This is a genomic window from Brevundimonas sp. CEF1 (assembly GCF_051353055.1).
GTDB lineage: Bacteria > Pseudomonadota > Alphaproteobacteria > Caulobacterales > Caulobacteraceae > Brevundimonas.
Genome location: NZ_CP195593.1, coordinates 217,047 through 236,693 on the forward strand (window position 1 = coordinate 217,047; position 19,647 = coordinate 236,693).

General features: G+C 68.6%; 17 protein-coding genes, 1 tRNA gene and 1 pseudogene. 5 read left to right on the top strand and 14 right to left on the bottom strand.

Annotated elements, in window-relative coordinates:
* The first annotated feature begins 99 nt into the window (after positions 1 to 99).
* The 3 genes and pseudogenes from ACR9FL_RS01105 to ACR9FL_RS01115 form a co-directional block, all read left to right on the top strand.
* Entirely contained in the window at positions 100 to 1,302 is a 1,203-nt protein-coding gene (locus ACR9FL_RS01105) for a threonine ammonia-lyase (protein WP_436356781.1), read from the top strand.
* Positions 1,283 to 1,825 (top strand): FKBP-type peptidyl-prolyl cis-trans isomerase, encoded by a 543-nt coding sequence (locus tag ACR9FL_RS01110; protein ID WP_436356782.1) that lies wholly within the window; start codon positions 1,283 to 1,285, stop codon positions 1,823 to 1,825. The genes ACR9FL_RS01105 and ACR9FL_RS01110 overlap by 20 nt, the downstream gene beginning before the upstream one ends.
* Positions 1,825 to 1,981: pseudogene (locus tag ACR9FL_RS01115) on the top strand (hypothetical protein); the annotation flags it as partial. The gene ACR9FL_RS01110 and the pseudogene ACR9FL_RS01115, both read left to right, overlap by 1 nt.
* Here the strand turns inward: ACR9FL_RS01115 and queG are convergent.
* From queG to ACR9FL_RS01130, 3 genes are all read right to left on the bottom strand, one after another.
* Positions 1,915 to 3,084: a tRNA epoxyqueuosine(34) reductase QueG gene (gene queG, locus ACR9FL_RS01120; RefSeq protein ID WP_436356783.1), complete on the bottom strand. Its 1,170-nt coding sequence runs from the start codon at positions 3,082 to 3,084 to the stop codon at positions 1,915 to 1,917. The pseudogene ACR9FL_RS01115 and the gene queG overlap by 67 nt on opposite strands.
* Before the next feature lie 198 nt (positions 3,085 to 3,282).
* Positions 3,283 to 3,969, bottom strand: a complete 687-nt coding sequence (fzlA, locus tag ACR9FL_RS01125; protein WP_436356784.1) for an FtsZ-binding protein FzlA — start codon at positions 3,967 to 3,969, stop codon at positions 3,283 to 3,285.
* A 60-nt stretch (positions 3,970 to 4,029) separates the two neighbouring features.
* Entirely contained in the window at positions 4,030 to 4,983 is a 954-nt protein-coding gene (locus ACR9FL_RS01130) for a cation diffusion facilitator family transporter (protein ID WP_436356785.1), read from the bottom strand.
* A gap of 115 nt (positions 4,984 to 5,098) precedes the next feature.
* Between ACR9FL_RS01130 and ACR9FL_RS01135 the strand changes: the two genes are divergently transcribed.
* The gene (locus tag ACR9FL_RS01135; RefSeq protein ID WP_436356786.1) at positions 5,099 to 5,905 is read left to right on the top strand and encodes an undecaprenyl-diphosphate phosphatase; all 807 of its coding nucleotides are present in this window, start codon (positions 5,099 to 5,101) and stop codon (positions 5,903 to 5,905) included.
* A 208-nt stretch (positions 5,906 to 6,113) separates the two neighbouring features.
* Here ACR9FL_RS01135 and ACR9FL_RS01140 read toward each other — a convergent pair whose 3' ends face one another.
* On the bottom strand, positions 6,114 to 7,088 hold the full coding sequence (locus tag ACR9FL_RS01140; RefSeq protein ID WP_436356787.1) for a complex I NDUFA9 subunit family protein: 975 nt from the start codon (positions 7,086 to 7,088) through the stop codon (positions 6,114 to 6,116).
* Positions 7,089 to 7,202: 114 nt separating this feature from the next.
* Complete coding sequence (locus tag ACR9FL_RS01145) at positions 7,203 to 8,870, bottom strand: amidohydrolase (protein ID WP_436356788.1); 1,668 nt, start codon at positions 8,868 to 8,870, stop codon at positions 7,203 to 7,205.
* Positions 8,871 to 9,545: 675 nt separating this feature from the next.
* Here ACR9FL_RS01145 and ACR9FL_RS01150 point away from each other — a divergent pair.
* A complete protein-coding gene (locus ACR9FL_RS01150; RefSeq protein ID WP_436356789.1) occupies positions 9,546 to 9,977 on the top strand; it encodes a DUF488 domain-containing protein in 432 nt (143 codons plus the stop codon).
* Positions 9,978 to 10,147: 170 nt separating this feature from the next.
* On the opposite strand, the gene ACR9FL_RS01155 is transcribed toward ACR9FL_RS01150, so the two are convergent.
* From ACR9FL_RS01155 to ACR9FL_RS01195, 9 genes are all read right to left on the bottom strand, one after another.
* Positions 10,148 to 12,121: a M1 family metallopeptidase gene (locus tag ACR9FL_RS01155; RefSeq protein ID WP_436356790.1), complete on the bottom strand. Its 1,974-nt coding sequence runs from the start codon at positions 12,119 to 12,121 to the stop codon at positions 10,148 to 10,150.
* Positions 12,122 to 12,173: 52 nt separating this feature from the next.
* Positions 12,174 to 13,442: a multidrug effflux MFS transporter gene (locus ACR9FL_RS01160; protein ID WP_436356791.1), complete on the bottom strand. Its 1,269-nt coding sequence runs from the start codon at positions 13,440 to 13,442 to the stop codon at positions 12,174 to 12,176.
* 71 nt (positions 13,443 to 13,513) lie between these two features.
* Complete coding sequence (locus ACR9FL_RS01165; RefSeq protein ID WP_436356792.1) at positions 13,514 to 14,638, bottom strand: HlyD family secretion protein; 1,125 nt, start codon at positions 14,636 to 14,638, stop codon at positions 13,514 to 13,516.
* A gap of 13 nt (positions 14,639 to 14,651) precedes the next feature.
* A complete protein-coding gene (locus ACR9FL_RS01170) occupies positions 14,652 to 16,337 on the bottom strand; it encodes an MFS transporter (protein ID WP_436356793.1) in 1,686 nt (561 codons plus the stop codon).
* A complete protein-coding gene (locus tag ACR9FL_RS01175; RefSeq protein WP_436356794.1) occupies positions 16,334 to 16,894 on the bottom strand; it encodes a TetR/AcrR family transcriptional regulator in 561 nt (186 codons plus the stop codon). Before ACR9FL_RS01175 ends, ACR9FL_RS01170 begins: the two co-directional genes overlap by 4 nt.
* 195 nt (positions 16,895 to 17,089) lie before the next feature.
* A tRNA-Leu gene (locus ACR9FL_RS01180) sits at positions 17,090 to 17,174 on the bottom strand.
* Positions 17,175 to 17,236: 62 nt separating this feature from the next.
* The gene (locus tag ACR9FL_RS01185; protein ID WP_296175917.1) at positions 17,237 to 18,043 is read right to left on the bottom strand and encodes a hypothetical protein; all 807 of its coding nucleotides are present in this window, start codon (positions 18,041 to 18,043) and stop codon (positions 17,237 to 17,239) included.
* On the bottom strand, positions 18,040 to 18,561 hold the full coding sequence (locus tag ACR9FL_RS01190; protein WP_436356795.1) for a CcdC protein domain-containing protein: 522 nt from the start codon (positions 18,559 to 18,561) through the stop codon (positions 18,040 to 18,042). The genes ACR9FL_RS01185 and ACR9FL_RS01190 overlap by 4 nt, the downstream gene beginning before the upstream one ends.
* 62 nt (positions 18,562 to 18,623) lie before the next feature.
* Positions 18,624 to 19,631: a fumarylacetoacetate hydrolase family protein gene (locus tag ACR9FL_RS01195; protein WP_296175914.1), complete on the bottom strand. Its 1,008-nt coding sequence runs from the start codon at positions 19,629 to 19,631 to the stop codon at positions 18,624 to 18,626.
* Positions 19,632 to 19,647 lie beyond the last annotated feature (16 nt).

The following is a 19,647-nucleotide window of genomic DNA, read 5'->3' on the forward strand; positions in this document are numbered from 1 at the left end:
TGGCCTCGAGAGTCAAGGTTGCCCGTCCGCTTCGGGTGCGTCACAAGGGCGCCGGAGACCGGGCGCAGAGACCGGCCGAGAAACGAATTCAGGGGCTTCATGACCGTCACCATCGACGATATCCGCGCGGCGCAGTCCCGCATCGCCGGCCAGGTGGACCGCACGCCGGTCCGCTATTCGCGCCGTCTGTCGCAACTGACCGGGGCCGAGATCTGGATCAAGTACGACAACCTGCACTTCACCGGCAGCTTCAAGGAGCGCGGCGCCTTGAACCGGCTGCTGCAGCTGACGCCGGATGAGATGAAGCGCGGCGTCGTCGCCGCCTCGGCCGGCAACCACGCCCAGGCCCTGGCCTATCACGGTGGCCGCCTGGGCGTGCCGGTGACCATCGTCATGCCCGAGGGCACCCCCTTCGTGAAGGTGGACGGCACCCGCGCCCACGGCGCCAATGTCGTCATTCGCGGTCTCGACTTCTCGGGGTCGACCGAGGAGGCCAAGCGGCTTCAGGTCGAGCACGGCTATGTCTTCGTCTCGGCTTTCGACGACGAAGGCATCGTCGCGGGTCAGGGTGTGGCGGGGCTGGAGTTCCTCGAGGACGCGCCCGATCTGGACGCCCTGATCATTCCCATCGGCGGCGGCGGACTGATCGCCGGCAGCGCCATCGCCGCCAAGGCGGTCAAGCCGGACATCAAGATCTTCGGCGTCGAGGCCGCCCGTTACCCCTCCTTCACCGCGCGACGCCGTCATGAGCCGGCCAAGTGCAGCGGGCAGACCATCGCCGAGGGCATCGCCATCAAGGCCGTGGGCGAAATCCCCTTCGCCCTGGCCGACGGCCTGATCGACGAGGTCTTCGTCTGCGAGGAGGCCGATTTCGAAAAGGGCGTGGCCCTGCTGGCGACGCTGGAGAAGACCGTGGCCGAGGGCGCCGGCGCCGGCGGCCTGGCCGCCATCCTGGCCAACCCCGAACGATTCAAGGGCATGAAGGTCGGCGTCGAGCTGACGGGGGGCAATATCGACGCCCGCATGCTGGCCGTGGTGCTGAACCGCGAAATGGTCCGCGAGAAGCGCCTGATCGTCTATCGCATCCTGGGCGACGACCGTCCCGGCATGCTGTCGGCCATGGCCGCCGTGATCGGCGGTCTGGGCGGCAATATCATCGACGTCGTGCATAACCGGCTGGCGCTGGACGTGCCGGCCAAGGGAGCGGAGTTCGACATCATGGTCGAGACCCGCGACGCCCGACATGCCGAGGAAATCGGCGAAGCCCTCAAGGAACGTGGCTATGAACTTCGCATGGGCTAAGCCCGCTCTGGCGGCGGTTTCCGTCGCCGCCTTGCTGGCCGTGGCCGCCTGTAACCGCCAGCCCGCCGTGTCGAGCGCGGACCTGGCCAGGAACGCCGAGGCCGCCGCCGCCTTCATGAAGACCAACGCCTCGGCGGAGGGGGTTCAAACCCTGCCGTCGGGCCTGCAGTACAAGGTGGTCGCCAGCGGCCCGGCCGGCGGCGCCCATCCCGACCGCAACGACCTGGTGCGCGTGGACTATGAGGGCAGCCTGACCGACGGGACGGTCTTCGACAGCTCGTTCAAGCGCGGCGCCCCCGCTGTCTTCTCGCCCGAGGGCGTGGTGCCGGGCTGGACCGAGGCCCTGCAACTGATGAAGCCCGGCGACGAATGGGTCCTCTATCTGCCGCCCGAGCTGGGCTACGGCGAAGCGGGCGGCCCGCCGATGATTCCGGGCAACGCTGTCCTGGTCTTCCGGCTCAAGCTGCTGGACGTCGCCCAGGTGCCGGGCGGCGGTCGCGGCGTGGGTTCGGCTGACGTCTGATGATTGCCCTTCTCCCCTTGCGGGAGAAGGTGTCAGGCGAAGCCTGACGGATGAGGGGTTTCTCGACGTGGGAAACCCCCTTTCTATGACTATCGGGTGCGCGCCCCCTCATCCGACCCGCTGCGCGAGCCACCTTCTCCCGCAAGGGGAGAAGGACGCCATTCCGCCTTCACGCCCTCGTCTTCTTCACCAGCCAGCCGCCCTTCGCGCGAGGCCGCGAACCGTGCGCCATCCAGCCGCGACAGGGCCCAGACCGCGGCCCCGCGCACCACGGGCGCCGGGTCGTCCAGCAGGGCCTCGACCGGGGCGATCAGCGCGGCGTCACCTGAGTTGCCCGCCGCATAGAGGACGTTGCGGATGAACCGGTCGCGCCCGATGCGCTTGACCGGGCTCTTGGTGAACAGGGCGCGAAAGGCCGGATCGTCGAGCGCCAGCAGGTCGGCCAGCCTCGGCCCCTTCAGGTTTTCGCGGGCGTGCAGGCGCGCCTCCGACGCCCCTTGCGCGAACTTGTTCCACGGACAGGCGCCCAGGCAGTCGTCGCAGCCATAGATGCGCGGCCCCGCCGCGATGCGGAACTCAACCGGCCAGGGCTCCGCATACTCGATGGTCAGATAGGACAGGCAGCGCCGCGCATCGATCTGGAAGGGCGCGGGAAAGGCCTTCGTGGGGCAGGCGTCCAGACAGGCGGTGCAGCGGCCGCAGTGTTCAGTTTCCGGCGCATCCGCCTCGATCTCGGCGGCGGTCAGGATGACGCCGAGGAAGAGCCAGTTGCCGTGGGTGCGGCTCAGCAGATTGGTGTGCTTGCCCTGCCAGCCCAGACCGGCGCGCTGGGCCAGGGGCTTTTCCATCAAGGGGGCGGTGTCGACGAAGACCTTCACCTCCTGTCCCAGCCGCGCGGCCATCTGCCCGGCCAGGATCTTCAGCCGCCCCTTGATGACCTCGTGATAGTCGTCGCCGCGCGCATAGACCGAGATATAGCCGGCCGACGTGTCTTGCAGCTCGGGCAGGGGATCGGCCTCGGGGCCGTAGTTCATGCCCAGGACGACGGCGGTTTTCGCCCCGTCCCACATGGCGGTGGGGTGGGCGCGGCGCTCCAGCGTCGTCTCCATCCAGCCCATGTCGCCGTGCCGCCCGGCTTCGACGAAATGGGCCAGCTTCTCGCCCGCGCTCCACGGTTCGCTGGCCGAGGCGAAGCGGCACACGCCGAAGCCCAGCTCGGCGGCGCGCTGTCGGATGAAGATGCGGGGATCGGCCGCCATGAGGCTCGTTTGATGCGGTTGAGTGAGGGAGTCGAGTCCGTTGACACCTCCGGCCGTCATCCCGGACGGCCGTCAGGCCGATCCGGGACCCAGGCGGCGGCTTCATGCACGGCGGGGGCGATTGATTTCCACCGTCTGGGTCCCGGATCTTCGGCCCGCTGCGCGCGCCTTCGTCCGGGATGACGGCAAGGGAAAACCTCAGAAGTCGAGGTCGGCGTACCAGGTGGCCGGATGGACGCCGGGGAAACGGTCGCTCAGCAGCGGCCGGAAACAGGGCCGCGACTTCAGCTTGGAATACCAGGTCTTCAGCGACGGATAGGACGCCCAGGTGATCTCGCCGAAATAGTCGAGCACCGAAAGGTGGCCCGCCGCGATCAGGTCGGCCTGGCTGAGCCGACGCCCGGCCAGCCATTCACGCCCGGCGGCCAGACCTTCCAGCATGGCCAGGTGGACGCGCAGCGCGTCGCGGCCCTCGCGCAGCATCCGCGCCTCGGGCGGGCCGAGCCGCAGAAGGGGCTTTTCCATCCGCTCGTGCAGCAGAACGGCGTCGACCTCGTCGATGAAGCGGCGGTTGAACCAGGTCGCCAGACGCCGCGTCTCGGCGCGCTCGGCCATGTCGGCGGGCATCAGGACGTCGCCCTTGGCCCGGTCCTCGATCCAGCCGAGGATGGCCTCGGTCTCGCACAGGGTCAGGGTCTTGCCCTTTTCGGTCACGCTTAGGACCGGCGGCATCCCCGAAGGATTGAGGTCGAAGAGGGGGCAGTCCTCTTCCCACGGCTTGACCAGTTCCTCGCCGAAATCGACGCGCGCCTCGCCCAGCGCCAGTCGTGCCGTGCGCGAGCCGGGATGGAAGGCGAAATGATAGAGGACGGCGGGCGCGGACATTGCTCAACCCATGCGCCCGCGCTCGTTAAGGCTCCGTTTACCGCGACGCCCGGTCGCAGCCTATGACCAGGGGCCGGACGAGGCCGTCAGCGGCTCGACGCGGCTTTCGGATCGCTCGGCCTGGGCTTCGGCCTGGCCGCGCGGGTCGGCGTGAATCAGGATGTCAGCATGGGGGAAGGCGGCTTCGATGCGCTGCTCGGCCTCGACCACGATGGCGTGGGCGGCCTCCAGCGTCAGGCTGGGCTCCAGATCGACGTGCATCTGCACCATCAGGACCTGGCCGGCCATGCGGGTGCGCAGCTGGTGCACGCCGCCGATGCGCGGGTCGGCCAGAACGGCGGCGACCACGGCGGCGCGGTCGGCGTCGGGCGCGGCGTGGTCCAGAAGGTGGTCGGCGGCGTCGCGCAGAATGGAGGTCGCGCCCCAGAACAGCCAGACCGCCACGACCAGACCCGCCGCCGCATCCAGCCCCGGCGCGCCCAGATAGGCGCCCGAGATGACGCCGATCAGCACCACCACATTGGCCGCCAGATCGGCGGCGTAGTGGGCGCGGTCGCCGGCCACGGCCAGGGACGAGGTCTTCTTCAGGGCCTGGGTCTGCATCCACACCAGCCACAGGGTGACGGCGATCGAGACCACGACGACGCCGACGGCCCAGCCGCCTGCGGTGACGGGGCGCGGGTCAAAGATGCGCTGCACCGCCTCCCAGCCGATGAAGACGGCGGAGGCGAAGACCAGTCCCGCCTGGACCAGGGCCGCCAGGGCCTCGGCCTTGCCGTGACCATAGCGATGCTCCTCGTCCGGCGGGGCGGCGGCCCAGCGCACGGCGAAGAAGGTGGCCAGTGAGGCGATCAGGTCCAGAGAGGAATCCGCCAGGGTCGCCAGGATCGACACCGACCCCGAGGCGCCGAGCGCAAAGGCCTTCATCACGATCAGGATGGTCGCCGTCCCCACCGACAGGGTGGTGATGCGGCGGGTCGTGGCGTGAGCGTCGTCGAGAGAGGAGGCGGTCATCCCCGCCCTTGTCGCGCAAAACCGCGCATCCGCCAATGGCGGCGTCTTGTCCGGGGCGCTAAGGAAGGCGGGCGCCCGGCGCGGACGAACCGCCGCCGGACAAGACGGAGTTTCCATGGCGGACTGGCTGACGGCGATCCTTCTGGGTCTGGTCGAGGGATTGACCGAGTTCATACCGGTGTCCTCCACCGGCCACCTGCTGCTGCTGGGGCATTTCCTCGGCTTCGAGAGCACCGGCAAGACGTTCGAGATCGTCATCCAGCTGGGCGCCCTGCTGGCCATCATCAGCGTCTATCTGAAGCGGTTGTGGTTTCTGGCGACACGCTGGCCCTTCGATCCCGAGGCGCGACGCTTCCTGATCGGCCTGCTGGTGGCCTTCCTGCCCGCCGCCGTGATCGGCTTCTTCGCCTATGGCTTCATCAAGACGGTGCTGTTCGAAACGCCCCTGGTCATCTGCATCGCCCTGATCCTCGGCGGCCTGGTGCTGCTGTGGCTGGACCGGGTGGACAAGTTCCCGGTCTATCTGGACGCCGACCGCTATCCGATGCGCGTCTATTTCCTGATCGGCCTGTTCCAGTGCCTGGCCATGATCCCGGGCGTGTCGCGTTCGGGCGCCACCATCGCCGGCGGCCTGCTGCTGAAGACCGACAAGCGTTCCGCGGCCGAGTTCAGCTTCTTCCTGGCCCTGCCCACCATGGGGGCGGCGGTGGCCTATGACCTGTTCAAGAACCGTGACGTGCTGGACTTCAGCGACCTCGGCCTGATCGCGGTGGGCTTCATCGCCGCCTTCCTGACGGCCCTGGTGGTGGTGCGCTTCCTGCTGGACTTCGTCTCCAAGCGCGGCTTCGGCCCCTTCGCCTGGTGGCGGATCGTCGTCGGCGTGGCCGGCATCATCGGTCTGGCCGTGACGGGCGCGCTGTAAATTACTTTCCTCCCCATTCCATGGGGAGGGGGACCGCGTAGCGGTGGAGGGGGCGACGCAAAGGTCCGCCGTCGAGCCGTCCCCTCCGTCACGTCGTCTACGGCTCCGCGCCACCTCCCCATGAAATGGGGAGGAAAGCAAAGATCAGCGCCCAAACAAAAACCCCTCGGGACGCGGGTCCCGAGGGGTTTTTCGTGGGCGGAGCCGATCAGGCCGCCGCCGGGCTTTCGGCGTATTGCCCGCCGACGCGGTAGCGGAACAGATAGCTCGGCGCGATGGCCTCCAGGCCGGTGGGCTCGACGCCCAGGGCGGCCAGGCCCTCGGCGCCCGGCGAGACGAGGTTGTCGCTCTCCAGCATCAGGACCTGGTCCTTGGTCAGGGCCGGCTTCAGGCCGATGGCCGCCGGGATCTGCGCCAGCGAACCCAGGATGCGGGCGGCGAAGAAGGGCAGCGGGACCAGGAAGCGGTTGCGGTTGGTCTCGCGCAGGATGAACTTGAGGATGTCCTCGAAGGTCCAGACCGAGGGGCCGCCCAGTTCGAAGGTCTGGCCCTCGGCTTCCGGGGCGACGGTGGCGCGGGCCATGGCCTCGGCCACGTCGCCGACATAGACGGGCTGGAACTTGGTCACGCCGCCGCCGATCAGGGGCAGGGCGGGCGACCAGGTGGCCATGGCGGCGAACTTGTTCAGGAAGTCGTCGCCCTTGCCGAAGATGACCGAGGGACGGATGACCACGGCGCTGGGGAAGGCGGCGCGAACGGCGGCCTCGGCGGCGCCCTTGGTGCGGGCATAGGCGGCCTTGGCGTTCACGTCGGCGCCCAGGGCGGACATGTGCGTCAGGCGCTGGACGCCCGCGGCCTTGGCGGCCTCGGCGACGTTGACGGCGCCCTCGACGTGCAGGGCCTCGAACTTGCGGCCGCCGGTCTCGAACAGGATGCCGACCAGGTTGACCACGGCGTCGGCGCCCTTGATCGCCTCGGCCACGGCGGCCTTGTCGGTGATGTCGCAGCGGACGGTCTGGATCTGGCCGACGTCGCCGGCCATGCGCAGTTCATAGGCCAGGGCGGGCTTGCGCACGGCGACGCGCACGCGCCAGCCGCGCTTGGCCAGGGCCCGCACCACCTGGGTTCCGACAAAGCCCGAGCCGCCGAAAACGGTGACCAGTCCGGGGGCGAAATCAGCCATCTGAGCGCTCCAACGCCAAGCCCCGGCCGCAATGGGCGACCGGAGAAGAATTCCATGGCCGGGGCTTAACCGATGCGCCGCCCCGCCGCAACGCACAGGGCTGGGAGAAGGACCTTAGTCGGCCCGATAGACCACCTGTCCGTCGACCACGGTCAGGACCGCATGGCCCTTGGGGATGTCGGCGGCGGGCACGGTCATCAGGTCGATGTTGAAGGCGGTGAAGTCCGCCCGCTTGCCGACCTCGATGGTGCCCAGTTCGTCCTCGCGGAAGCTGGCGTAGGCGGGCCACAGGGTGAACATCTTCAGCGCCGTCGCCCGATCCACCGCTTCATTGGGACGCCAGTCCGGCCCCTGGAAGCCGTTGAGGTCGCGCCGCGCCACGGCGGCGTAGAACTCGATCAGGGGATCACCGCGCTCGACCGGGGCGTCGGAACCGCCGACCACGATCACGCCCCGCTCCACCAGGGTATGCCAGGCATAGGCCCCGTCCAGCCGGGCGTCGCCCAGGCGGTCGGCGGCGAAATGCAGGTCGCCGATGGCGTGGCTGGGCTGCATCGAGGCGATGATCGGCAGTTCGTCGAAGTAGTGATAGTCGGCGGGCCGGATGATCTGGGCGTGCTCGATACGCCAGCGCGGATCGGCCAGCTTCCACTCGGACTTCGGCACGGCGCGCAGGGCCTCCTCGTACCAGGCGGCGACCTCGTGATTGCCCTTGTCGCCGATGGCGTGGGTGGCGATCTGGATGCCGGTGCGCAGGGCCTCCTGATACAGGGGCATGACCTCGTCGTGCGAGGTGCGCATCAGGCCGTGGGTGTCGGGCCGGTCGGAGTAGGGCTCGAACAGCATGGCGCCACGTGAACCCAGGGCCCCGTCAGCGTAGAACTTGATGGCCCGGGTGATGATCCGCCCGTCCGCCGCCTCGCGCGGACCACCCGCCATCAAGGCGCGGGCGTCGCCCATGTCGATGCTGTTATAGACCCGCACCGGCGCCTCGCCGTCCCGCGCCATCTGCTCCATCAGGGGCACGTCCTTCCACGGCGCGCTCATGAAGTGGATGCCGGTCCAGCCATAGCGGGCATAGACGCCGAAGCCCGCGCGATAGGCCGCGCGGGTCGCCGCCGCGTCGGCCTGGGGCGCCAGGCCCGCGATCAGATCGCCCGAGGCGTCGATCAGCAGACCGGTGGGTTGTCCGTCCGCTCCTTTCAGAATGTCGCCGCCGGACGGCGAGGCCGTGCTCGCGTCGATCCCGGCGGCAATCATGGCGGCGCTGGACACGGCCACGGCGTGGCCGTCGGCGCGGGTCAGAAGGACGATGCGGCCCGGCGCCGCGGCGTCGAGATCGGCGGCGGTCAGGAAGCGCTTCTCGGGCCAATGGGTCTCGATCCAGCCGCGCCCGACGATGACGCCCTCCGGGTGGACCCTGGCCCAGTCGCTCAGCCGCTGCATGGCCTCGACGACCGAGGCCGAGCCTTCCAGATTCAACGTCATCTCGCGCCAACCGATGCCGTCCAGATGGGCGTGGCCGTCGGTGAAGCCGGGAAACAGGGTGGCGCCCTTCAGGTCGATGACCTGCATGTCGGCGGGACCCGCCACGGCCGTCTCGGCGCCCACCGACATGATCCGTCCGTCGCGGACGATCACCTGCTCTGCGGTCGGTTGGGCGGGGTCGCCCGTGTAGATGGTCCCGCCGTGGATCACCATGTTCTGGGCGAAGGCGGCGGGGGCCGTGGCCTGCATCAGAGCGGCGGCCAGCGGGATGGCCTTCAGGGCGGTGCGGATCATGGGACGTCCTCCAACTTCAGCCTAGGGAGCGGGTCGCCGGTTCCGGCGTCAAGTCCGCGACAGCGATGCGCAAACCCGGAAAAGAAAATTCGCGCGAGTGTCGGCTGCTCGACGGGGCGCGAACTTAAGCGTTCGGCCCGTTGCGGACATGCACTCTATTCTACGATGCCGGAGGTGGCGCGATCCCAACGAGCCACAAGCCAGAGGTATCCTGCGTAGACGGCTAAGCCCAACGCTCCCAACCCGACTAGCAGACAAACAACCTGATCGGTCGTTCCATTTGGCGGCTGCGGCATCGTTGCGACTATCAAAGCCGCAGCCAAGAAACCGATCCCGCCAAGTATGGGCGTCACGATTAGCGCAACGTGGCGAGGAGCATACCAGTTCGGACGTCTATTTAGTCCCCACTGCATAGGCAGCTTCGCACGATGACGAAAGCGTTTCTGCGCGCGGTCATACATCCAGGCAGCCATCGCCATATAAGTAGCTAGCAAGATTATCGCTGTAGTTGCCATGACGACATCTTCGCTCAAGCGTTTTCAATCATCAAGACGTCCGCCGGTCGAGGTCCTCTTTCCACCCTTGGCTGACGGCATCGAGGTTTGCTTTGGGCGCTGCCATGGGCATGGGGCCGCAAGGCTTGGCGCCGGGCGGCTTTCGTTCGATGCTGGCCGCATGAAGCTGTTCACCATCGGCTATGAAGGCTCGACCCAGGCCCAGGTCATCGACCGGCTGAAGGCGGCGGGGGTCGAGCTGGTCGCCGACGTGCGGGCCGTGGCCTCGTCGCGCATCGCGGGCTTTTCCAAGACGGTGCTGGGTGAAAGCCTGAAGGCGGAGGGGCTGGACTACCTGCAACTGCGGGCGCTCGGCACGCCCAAGGCCGGACGCGACGCGGCGAGGAAGGGCGACGTGGCCGCCATGCACGCCATCTTCAACGCCCATATGCGCGAGCCGGTCGCCGAGGCCGCCTTTCAGCAGCTGCGCCATGTGGCGGGCGAAAAGCGCGTCGCCCTCTTGTGTTTCGAGGCCGAGGCCTGTGGCTGCCACCGCGCCGTCCTCGCCGACCGGCTGGCCCGCGAGGACGGGGTCGAGGTGGTGGATCTGTAGCCGCACTGCTCCCTTCCCCCTCGAGGGGGGAAGGGCCGGGGATGGGGGTGCGCGCGCGACGTTGGAAGCTGAAGCGCCTGGGGCGCGACGGCGTCTCGGGCGCCGAGTTGGACGCCGTCTGCCGCCACCCCCACCCAACCCCCCCCCTCGAGGGGGAGGGCTTTCAGGTCTTACGGCCGGCCCACCAGCTGATCCACCGAACCCGAGGTGACCGGGTGATAGAGCGGCCGGGCCTTGGCGTAGATGCGCGTGGCGATTGGACGGCCCCAGTCGCCTTCGCCCCACAGGGTCTGGAACAGGGGCAGGACGAACTTGCGACGGCCCTGGCTGGTCAAGAAGCGGTCGGCGGTGGCCACGGCCGGCTCATAGCGGTGCGCCAGGGCGATCTGCAGCCAGGCGAAGGTCAGCTCGGCGTTGCCTTCATTGGCCAGGTTCAGGGTCTTCTCCAGATCGGCCAGTTGCGCCGTGGTCAGCCAGTCGGCGCTCGCCGCCAGACCCTCGGGGCGCCAGGCCAGGAAGCGCTGGCGCTGCTGGGTGTTCCAGTTCTTCCAGTCGATGGCCGAGGCCGGGCCCTTGTCGGCGAAGAAGGTCTTGGCCTGTTGATCCACGGCTTCGAAGGCGTGGGAGACCGGCGGGACCCAGTTCGACGGCATGCCCGGCTGGTAGATCCAGTTTTCCAGCTGCAGCTGGGCCTCCAGCGCCGCATCGCCCTTGATCAGGTTTTCGCGGATGTCGGCGAGGAAGCCGACGTCGGTCATGGGCTGGAAGGCGTGGCGGTCGAAATAGCCGCGCAGCCAGGCGTCGAAGGTTTCGCGACCGACGATGCGCTCGATCGTACGCAGCATGGCCGCGCCCTTTTCATAGGGCACGCCCGACAGGCCGTCGTCGGGGTCGCGTCCGGTCAGGTCGATGTGCAGCTTGGTGTCGTCCGGCGCGGTGGTCGCCAGTTCCGCCGACAGCTCGCCCCAGCCCAGGACCTGCTCCTGCATGGCGCGGTCGCGACCGTACAGGGCCTCCATGATCCGGTTCTCGAAATAGACGGTGGTGCCTTCGTTCAGCCAGATGTCCGACCAGGTGGCGTTGGTCACCAGATTGCCCGACCAGCTATGGGCCAGTTCGTGGGCCACCAGCGAGACCAGCGACTGGTCCCCGGCGATGATGGTCGGGGTGGCGAAGGTCAGGCGCGGGTTCTCCATCCCGCCGAAGGGGAAGCTGGGCGGCAGGACCAGCAGGTCATAGCGGCCCCAGCGATAGGGGCCGTAGAGGGCCTCGGCGGCGTCCACCATGCGCGGGGTCGATTGCAGTTCGGTCTGGGCCGCTTGCAGACGGCTCGGCTCGGTCCAGACGCCGGTGCGCTCATCGAAGGGGGCGAAGGCGATGTCGCCGATGGCCACCGCCATCAGATAGGGCGGGATCGGGCGATCCATGTCGAAGCGCCAGGCCTTCTGACTGGCTGCAGCGGCGGCTTCGCCTTGCGGCGTCAGGTGCTCGGCGGACATGACCACGGTCAGGTCGGCGGGGGCATTGATGCGGGCCGAATAGGTCTGGCGGATGCCGGGGCTGTCCTGGGTCGGGACCCAGGTGCGGGTCAAGATGGCCTGGCCCTGGCTGAACAGATAGGGCTTCTGGCCGCCCGCCGTCTGTTGCGGGCTGAGCCATTGCAGGGCCGCCGCGTCGGGGCGGGTGGAATAGTCGACGACGACCTTCTGGACCTCGGTCCCGGCGAAGGCGGGCAGGTGGACGGTCAGGGCCTGACCCTTGATGGCGTCCACGGCGCCCAGCTCATAGCGCAGCGGGCGGCCCTGCACATCGCGCACGCCGCGGATGTTCAGGTTTTTGGTGTCCAGCACCACCTCGGTCGCGCCGACGCGGCCGGTGACGTCCAGGGTCGCCGAGCCCGACAGGGTCTTGGCGGCGAAGTCGGCGGTCAGGTCCAGCGCCACATGGCCGACGCGCGCCTCGGCCGGGCGGGCGTTGGAGTGGATGTCGTTGGCGTAGACGAAGGCGGGCGCAGCCGGGGTCGCGGGGGCGAGAGGTGTCATCGGCACGCTGCCTTCGGGGGCTTGGGCGGGGGCGGTGGCGCAGGCGCCAAGCGCCGCGGTCAGGGCCATGGCGGATACCAGGCCGGCCAGCTTCAGGGTCATCGAACGCTCCGTATTCAGATGCGTGCGAACAGGCTCCCTCGCGCCGTAAAGATCAAGCCTTGGTTGAGGCGGGGGCAGCCACGGGCGGCAGGTGGTGCGCCTTGAACAGCCGCCCCTTCTCGGCGGCCAGGACCAGCAGCAGGGCGAGGACGCCCAAGGCCGCGAAGCCGACCGTCATCGGCACGGTGGTGCCGTCGAAATGCTGGCCGATCCAGAAGCCCAGCAGGGCGCCGCCGATGGTCGAGATGAAGCCCTGGGCCGAGGCCGCCGTGCCGGCGATATGGCCCATGGGCTCCATGGCCATGGAGCCGAAGTTGCCGGCGATGAAGCCGAAGCAGAACATCTTGCAGGCCTGGAAGGCGGCGAAGACCCACAGGCTGTCATGCCCCGTATAGGCGACGATGGCGTGCAGGACGCTGAAACCGATGAAGCCCAGCAGGGCCGTGTGGGCGATCAGGCGCGAGCCCAGCTTCTCGACCATGCGCGAGTTCAGCACCGAGGCCAGGGCGATGCCGCCGGCCACCATGGCGAAGACGGTGGTGAACAGGCCGGGCGACTTGAAGACGTCGAAGAAGATCTGCTGCGACGAGTTGATGAAGGCGAACAGGGCGCCGCTGATCGCCGTCATGGCCAGGGTGTAGCCCATGCCGATGCGGCTGGTCAGGGCCTGACCAAAGGCGCCGGCGATGCGCTTGAACTTGATCGGCATGCGGTCTTCGGGGTGCAGGGTCTCGGGCAGGCGCAGGGCGGCCCACAAAAGGAAGCTGCCGCCGAACAGGGCGAAGAAGCCAAAGATCCAGCGCCAGGGCGCCACCAGCATGATCAATTGTCCGACGGTCGGGGCCAGGATTGGCACGCCGAGGAAGACCAGGAAGCTCAGCGACATGACCCGCGCCATGGTCCGGCCGGAATAACGGTCGCGCACGATGGAGACGGCCAGCACCCGCGTCGCGGCCGAGCCCATGCCCATGCCGATGCGTGACAGGATCAGCCATTCAAATGAGTGGGCGAAGGCGGCCAGGATGCTGAAGCCGACATAGAGGCCGATGCCGATGAAGAGGATGGGCCGACGCCCGAACCGGTCGGCCAGGGGGCCGTAGAACAACTGCGCCCCGCCAAAGCCCAGCAGATAGGCGGTGATAACCCACTGGCGGGTGTTCTCGTTGACCACGCCCAGATCCTCGCCGATGTGCGGCAGGGCCGGCAGCATGGCGTCGATGGCCAGGGCGTTCATCGCCATCATGACGGCGATCAGGCAGACGAATTCGGCGAACCCCGGCCCCTTGGGCGTCGTGGCTGTGGCGGTCGGGGTGCTGGTCATCGGGACCAGATGCGGGCTGCGTCAGCCTGACGCAACCCTCAAGCTGGATGAAGTTTTCGCGTCGGCGCGGTTCAGCGCGCGTCGGCTACGTCGATCCGCGCCGTCACCGACATGCCGGGGGCCAGGCGGGCGGCGGCCTCCTGACCCGGATCGACGGCGATGCGGACCGGGATGCGCTGGGCCACCTTGGTGAAGTTGCCGGTGGCGTTGTCGGGACGGATGACGCTGAACTCGGACCCGGCGGCGGGCGAGATGCGCTCGACCCTGCCCTTCAGCTTCTGACCGCCCAGGGCGTCGACGGTGATCTCGACAGGCTGGCCGACGCGGACGTCGCGCATCTGCGTCTCCTTCATATTGGCCGTGACCCAGACCACGTCGGGGACCAGGGCGGTCAGTTGCGTGCCGACCGCGACCTGCTGTCCGACGCGGACGCTGACTTCGCCCAGGCGCCCGGCGCGCGGGGCGGCGATGCGGGTATTGTCCAGGTCGATCTGGGCCAGGCGCACCTGGGCCTGGGCGTTCTCGACGGCGGCTTCCAGCGAGCCGCGGCTGACCACGGCCGAGGTGACGCCGGTCTGGGCCACGCCCTCGGCGGCGCGGGCGGCGGCCAGTTGAGCCTCGGCGGCGCGCAGGGCGTTCTGGGCCGTGTCCACCTGGGCCTGGGCCACCCAGCCGCCAGCAAACAGGGTGCGGACGCGCTGGGCGTCGGCGCGGGCCTTGGTCACGGCGGACTCGGCCCCGGCGATGGAGGCGCGGGACTGGGCGACCGAGCCGCGTGCCGAGGCCTGGCTCTGGGCCGAGTTGGCCAGGGCCGCCTCGGCCGAATGCAGGGCCGCCTTGGCCTGATCCAGCCGCTGGCGATAGATGCGGTCGTCGATGGTCGCCAGCAACTGGCCCTGCTGGACCGTCTGGAAGTCCTGCACCTCGACCGAGGTCACATAGCCGCTGACCTGGGGGCTGATGACCGTGACCTGGCCGCGCACATAGGCGTTGTCGGTGGTCTGCGGGCCGCCGTCGAAGGGCGGCAGGCGCCAGGCGTGCAGGATCAGTCCGACCCCGACCAGGGCGATCAGGCTCAGCACCACGCTGATCATGACGCGGCGGCTCCTGGACGGCGGCAGGGCGGCGGGCGCGGGCGGCGGGGCGGCCGGAGCGGGAGCTTGAGCGGGCGCAGGGGCGGGAGTGGCGTCGGTCATGGTCGGGTCCGGGTCATTCGACAGCGGCGGCTGCGGCGGCTTGCGCCGCCTCGCGGTTGGCGGCGCGGCGCGCCTCGATACGGGGGCGGAAATGGTTGACGGCGACCCAGACGGCGCCCACGGCGGCGGCGCCCGAGATCAGCAGGAAGACGTCGTTATAGGCCAGGACCTGGGCCTGCTGGCTGACCTGCTGCTGCAATAGACGTAGCGCCGCGCCCTGTCTCTGGGCCGCGTCGCCTATGGTGTGGGCATAGGCCCCGCCCAGCTGTTGCAGCCGCAGCACCACCTCGGGATCGCCCAGGTCGATGTGCTCGGCCAACTGGTTGGAATGATACTTCTCGCGGATCGTCTGGAGGGTGCCGATCAGGGCCGAGCCCATCAGGCCGCCGATGTTCTGGCCGATGGAAAAGACGACGATGAAGCTGATCAGGTTCTTGCCCCCGCCCTGCAAGACCTTGCCGAAGCCGATGATCATGGTCGGGCCGATGAAGAAGGCGGCGGCGAAGGCCAGCAGGGCCTGGCTGACATAGAGCTCGGCCGGGCGCGTCAGCACCGTTGCGTGGCTGTCCATATAGGCCCCCACCGCTATGAGACCGAGGGCGACCGAGATGGGCGCCCACAGCTTGGTCGGGTTCAGGGTCAGGGCGCTGGTCAGCGTCCCCGTCGCCGTGGCGAACAGCATGACCCAGAACAGGCCGTGCATCTGCTCGTTGACCAGGCCCATCTGCTGCAGGAAGCCGACCGCGCCGGTCGTCTGCTCCGACAGGACGATCCGCACCAGGACGATGGCCAGGACCAGTCGGATCAGATCGCGGCCGGCCAGCCATTTCAGGTCGATCAGAGGGTTGGTGCGATTGTATTCGATCACCACGGCGGCGGTCAGCAGCACCAGGGCGCCGATCAGGGCCCAGCCGATCCAGGGCGCCTCGGTCCACCAGACGATCCGGCCCAGCCCCAGGACAGCGGTCAGCAGGGCGATCCCCGGCGCGAACAGGGCGAAGGTGACGAAGTCCAGCTTTTCGAAGGTCTTGACCCGCTGCGACGGCGGCATCTTCAGGGCGAAGACGGCGGGCAGGGCGACCAGCACCAGGCCCAGGTCGAACATATAGACCGCCCGCCACAGGTCATGGTCGATCAGATGGCCGACCCCCAACCGCGCCAGAGGGATGGCCAGGCTGGACAGACCGACGCCGATGATGATGCCCTTCAGCCGGTGCTGCGCCGGGAAGGCCTGGATGATGTAGAGGATGCCGAGGGTCGACATGCCCGCCGCCGCCATCCCGGCGATGCCGCGCACCACCAGGGTCGAGCCGTAGTCCTCCAGAAACAGGTGGGCCGCCGCCGTCGCCAGGAAGACCATCAGGATGATTTCGGTGAACAGCCGCAGCCCGTACTGCATCCGGAACTTGACCAGCAGCAGGTTCATGCAGGCGTTGGTCATGACGAAGACGACCGGCAGCCAGGCGGCCTCGGTCGTGGTCACGCCCAGCGACCCCGCCAGCATGGGGATATTGGCCGTCACCGCCGCATTGCCCAGGCTGCCGGTCAGGGCCACGAGAATCCCTACGGCGGCGTAGGCCAGACGCCAGGGCGTCGAGTGGTCCGGCGTGGCGGGCGAACCGGGCAGGGCCGGACGCTCGTGCGGCTTCAGCGTCGCCAGATAGTCGTCCCAGGGCAGGTCCCAGTTGCGGCGGCTCATGCGGCGCGTCCCTGAGGCTTGACCGCGTCCAGCACCAGCTCCAGCGTGCGGCGGCTCAACTGATCCCGGTCCGCCGCTCCCACCGTGCGAGACGGCGCCCCCAGCATCAGGGCCAGGACGCGGGTGTCCTCGACGCTCAGGTCGGGCCGCACCCGACCCGCCGCCTGGGATACCGCCAGGGCCTCGGCGCCCGCCCGCTTCAGGCCGTGGCGGATCGGGGCCAGGGCCTCGTCCTTCAGGTCGCGGATGGCGCCGGCCAGGCCCGCGCTCTGGATCATCAGTTCGACCATCTGGCCGAGGAACCACAGGAAGACCTCGGGGTCGTCCAGCCGTGCCTGGGTGCGCTCATGCAGGTCGTCGATCTGTCCGACGAAGACGGCCACGGCCAGTTCCGACCGGTCGGCGAAGTTGCGATAGAGGGTGGCTCGTCCCACGCCCGCGCGCTCGGCGATGACGTGCAGGGGCGTGTCCAGACCGTCGCGCGCAAAGGCTTCGGCGGCGGCCTTCAGCAGGGCCTCGCGGCGTTCGGCGGCGTCTTTTCGCAGGGGACGGGTCATGAAGATCGCCAAGTGGACACTTGTGTCCGCTTAATCAAGTCCGATCGAGCTCATTCATTGTTTCGCCCCATGTCCGGGCGCGCGACATCCCTCCTCGCCAAGCGGAATGCGCCAGAACGGCTAAGGCTGCGTTCCGGTCGATGAGGATGTCGGTCGGGAAGGAAGGACGGCGCCGCTCGGGCGCTCATCCAGACGTGGTGCCGGTGGCCGGGCTCGAACCGGCACTCCTCTCGGAACAGGATTTTGAATCCAGCGCGTCTACCAATTCCACCACACCGGCACAGGTCTGGGAGGCGCGCAATCTAGCGGCGGAATTCGCCGGGTCAATCGCCGCCCCGTCGATTAATTCGGCCTCAGACGCCGTCCTGTGACTGGCGCTGTTTCCATCAGGAAGTTGGTGCGGAAACCGATCATGCCTGGCAGAACTTCGCCGCCATCCTTGGAGCGGAGACGCGCCCGGCGAGTGGCGTCGATGGCGGCCTCGCCAAAGCCGCCGTCGATCGGATGCTCCGTCTCCACCACGCAATCGCGCACGCCGCCGTCGGAGCGTGTGAGGCAGGTTATGGTGGCGAAGCCGCGAGTGTAGGTCTTGCCTTCTGGATAGTTGGGGCGGGGCGGACGCGCCCATTCGAGATTCAGGGGCAGGCCATCGGCCTGCAGGGCTTCCAACTCGGCGTCGCGGGCGTCGACGAGCGGGCGGTCGCAGGCTTGCAGAACCTCATCGATCGCTGTGCTGGAGGCGGGCAGATCCAGGACATAGCGCAATCTCTGATCGCCTTCGGCGGCAGGCACGACGACCTGCATGCTGCCGCCCTTGCGCATTTGACGGGCCAGGGGGCTGGGCATGTCGCTGATGGCCACGGTGGGGTTTTCCGCGATGTTCCAGCGCTGGTCGGCGACCTCGGCGTCCTGCAGAGCGATCCCCAGGTTGCGCGTCGCCCCTGTCGCAGGCGGCAGGCCGCTGATCAGGACCTGAAACGACCCGTTTGAGCAGCGCGCGCCTATGCCGAGGCCATTGTCGAACGCCGTATAGGCCATGACCAGCTTCTGGGCTGGATCACGATTCATATCCCAGTCGTCGGTTCCGGTTTGAGCATGGGCGGGCCAGGCGAACCCCAGCATGGCGATCAGGGTCAGGGCGTGTTTCATGCCGCTGCCTCGACATGGCTGTCGGTTCCGCCGGCCAGGATGCGACGGGCGCGGATGTAGAGCTCGATGCGCTGGGTGACGATCATGCCGACGGCGAACAGCATGAAGGCGTCGGTGACGACTACGGCGTCCAGATGCCAGGCCGCGGCGTTGGCCTCCATCACCTCGCGCAGGCCCGCACGCGCCGCGAACAGGCCGACGATCAGGATCAGTCCGAGCGGCGAGGCCTGGGCCTTCAGCGCGCCGTCCGGCTCCTTCTCGATGGTGATGGTCTTGCCGCGCTGCCATCCGGCGGCGCAGCCCAGGGCCAGGGCGACCACGAAGGCGATCCAGGCCAGGGGGCCGAAATGCGGATGCTGGGTATTGGCCCACAGACCGAAGCCGATCGCCACGGTGACCAGCAGGGGCATGACCCACAACAGATGCGGCCGCAGGGTCCGTTTGCGCCGGTTGCGCAGCAGGATGATAGACAAGGCCACGCCGATGCCGATCAGCGGGCCCATGGTTTGCGGCGACATGTCGAACTCCCCCTCCGAACGCCGTCAGCCTAACCCGACGAACGGCGCTCGAAAAGCGGAGATCAGGCCGGCTGCACCGTCTGTTCGATGGCGCCGAAGAGGGTGTGATGCTTGTCGTCCAGCATCTCGATGCGGACGGTGTCGCCGTGCTTGAGGAAGGGCGTCTTCGCCTCGCCGGTCAGGATGGTCTCCACCGTGCGGACCTCGGCGATGCAGGAATAGCCCAGACCGCCGTCGGCCACCGGCTTGCCCGGACCGCCGTCGGCGTCCTTGTTCGACACGGTGCCCGAACCGATGATCGAGCCTGCGATGAGCGAGCGGGTCTTGGCCAGGTGGGCGATCAGCACGCCGAAGTCGAAGGTCATGTCCACGCCCGCGTCGGCCTGACCGAAGTCCTGGCCGTTCAGCTGCACCGACAGGGCGCCGGACAGCTTGCCGTCCTTCCAGCGGTCGCCGAGCGCATCGGGCGTGACAAAGACGGGCGACAGGGCGCTGGCCGGCTTGGACTGGACGAAGCCGAAGCCCTTGGCCAGTTCGCCGGGGATCAGGTTGCGAAGCGAGACGTCGTTGACCAGACCGACCAGACGGATCGCGGCCAGGGCCTCGTCGCGGCTGGCGCCCAGGGCTACGTCGCCGGTCACGACCACGATCTCGGCCTCCAGGTCGCAGCCCCAGGCCTCATCCTTCAGCGGGATGGCGTCGCGCGGACCCATGAAGTGGTCGGAGCCGCCCTGATACATCAGGGGATCGGTCCAGAAGGTGGCCGGCATCTCGGCGTTGCGGGCTTTGCGGACCAGTTCGACGTGGTTCACATAGGCCGAGCCGTCGGCCCATTGATAGGCGCGGGGCAGGGGGGCGGCGGCGTCGCGCTCGTGGAAGCGGCCGCGCGGCACGGCTTCATGCTCCAGGCTCTCGGCCAGGGCGCGCAGCAGGGGTTCGCAGCGGTCCCAGTCATCCAGCGCCGCCTGCAGCGTCGGGGCGATCAGGAAGGCGTCCGTGAACCAGTTCAGGTCATTGGAGACGACGACGAGGCGGCCGTCACGGCCGTGCTTGAGCGAGGCGAGTTTCATGAGGCGAAGCTAGTCC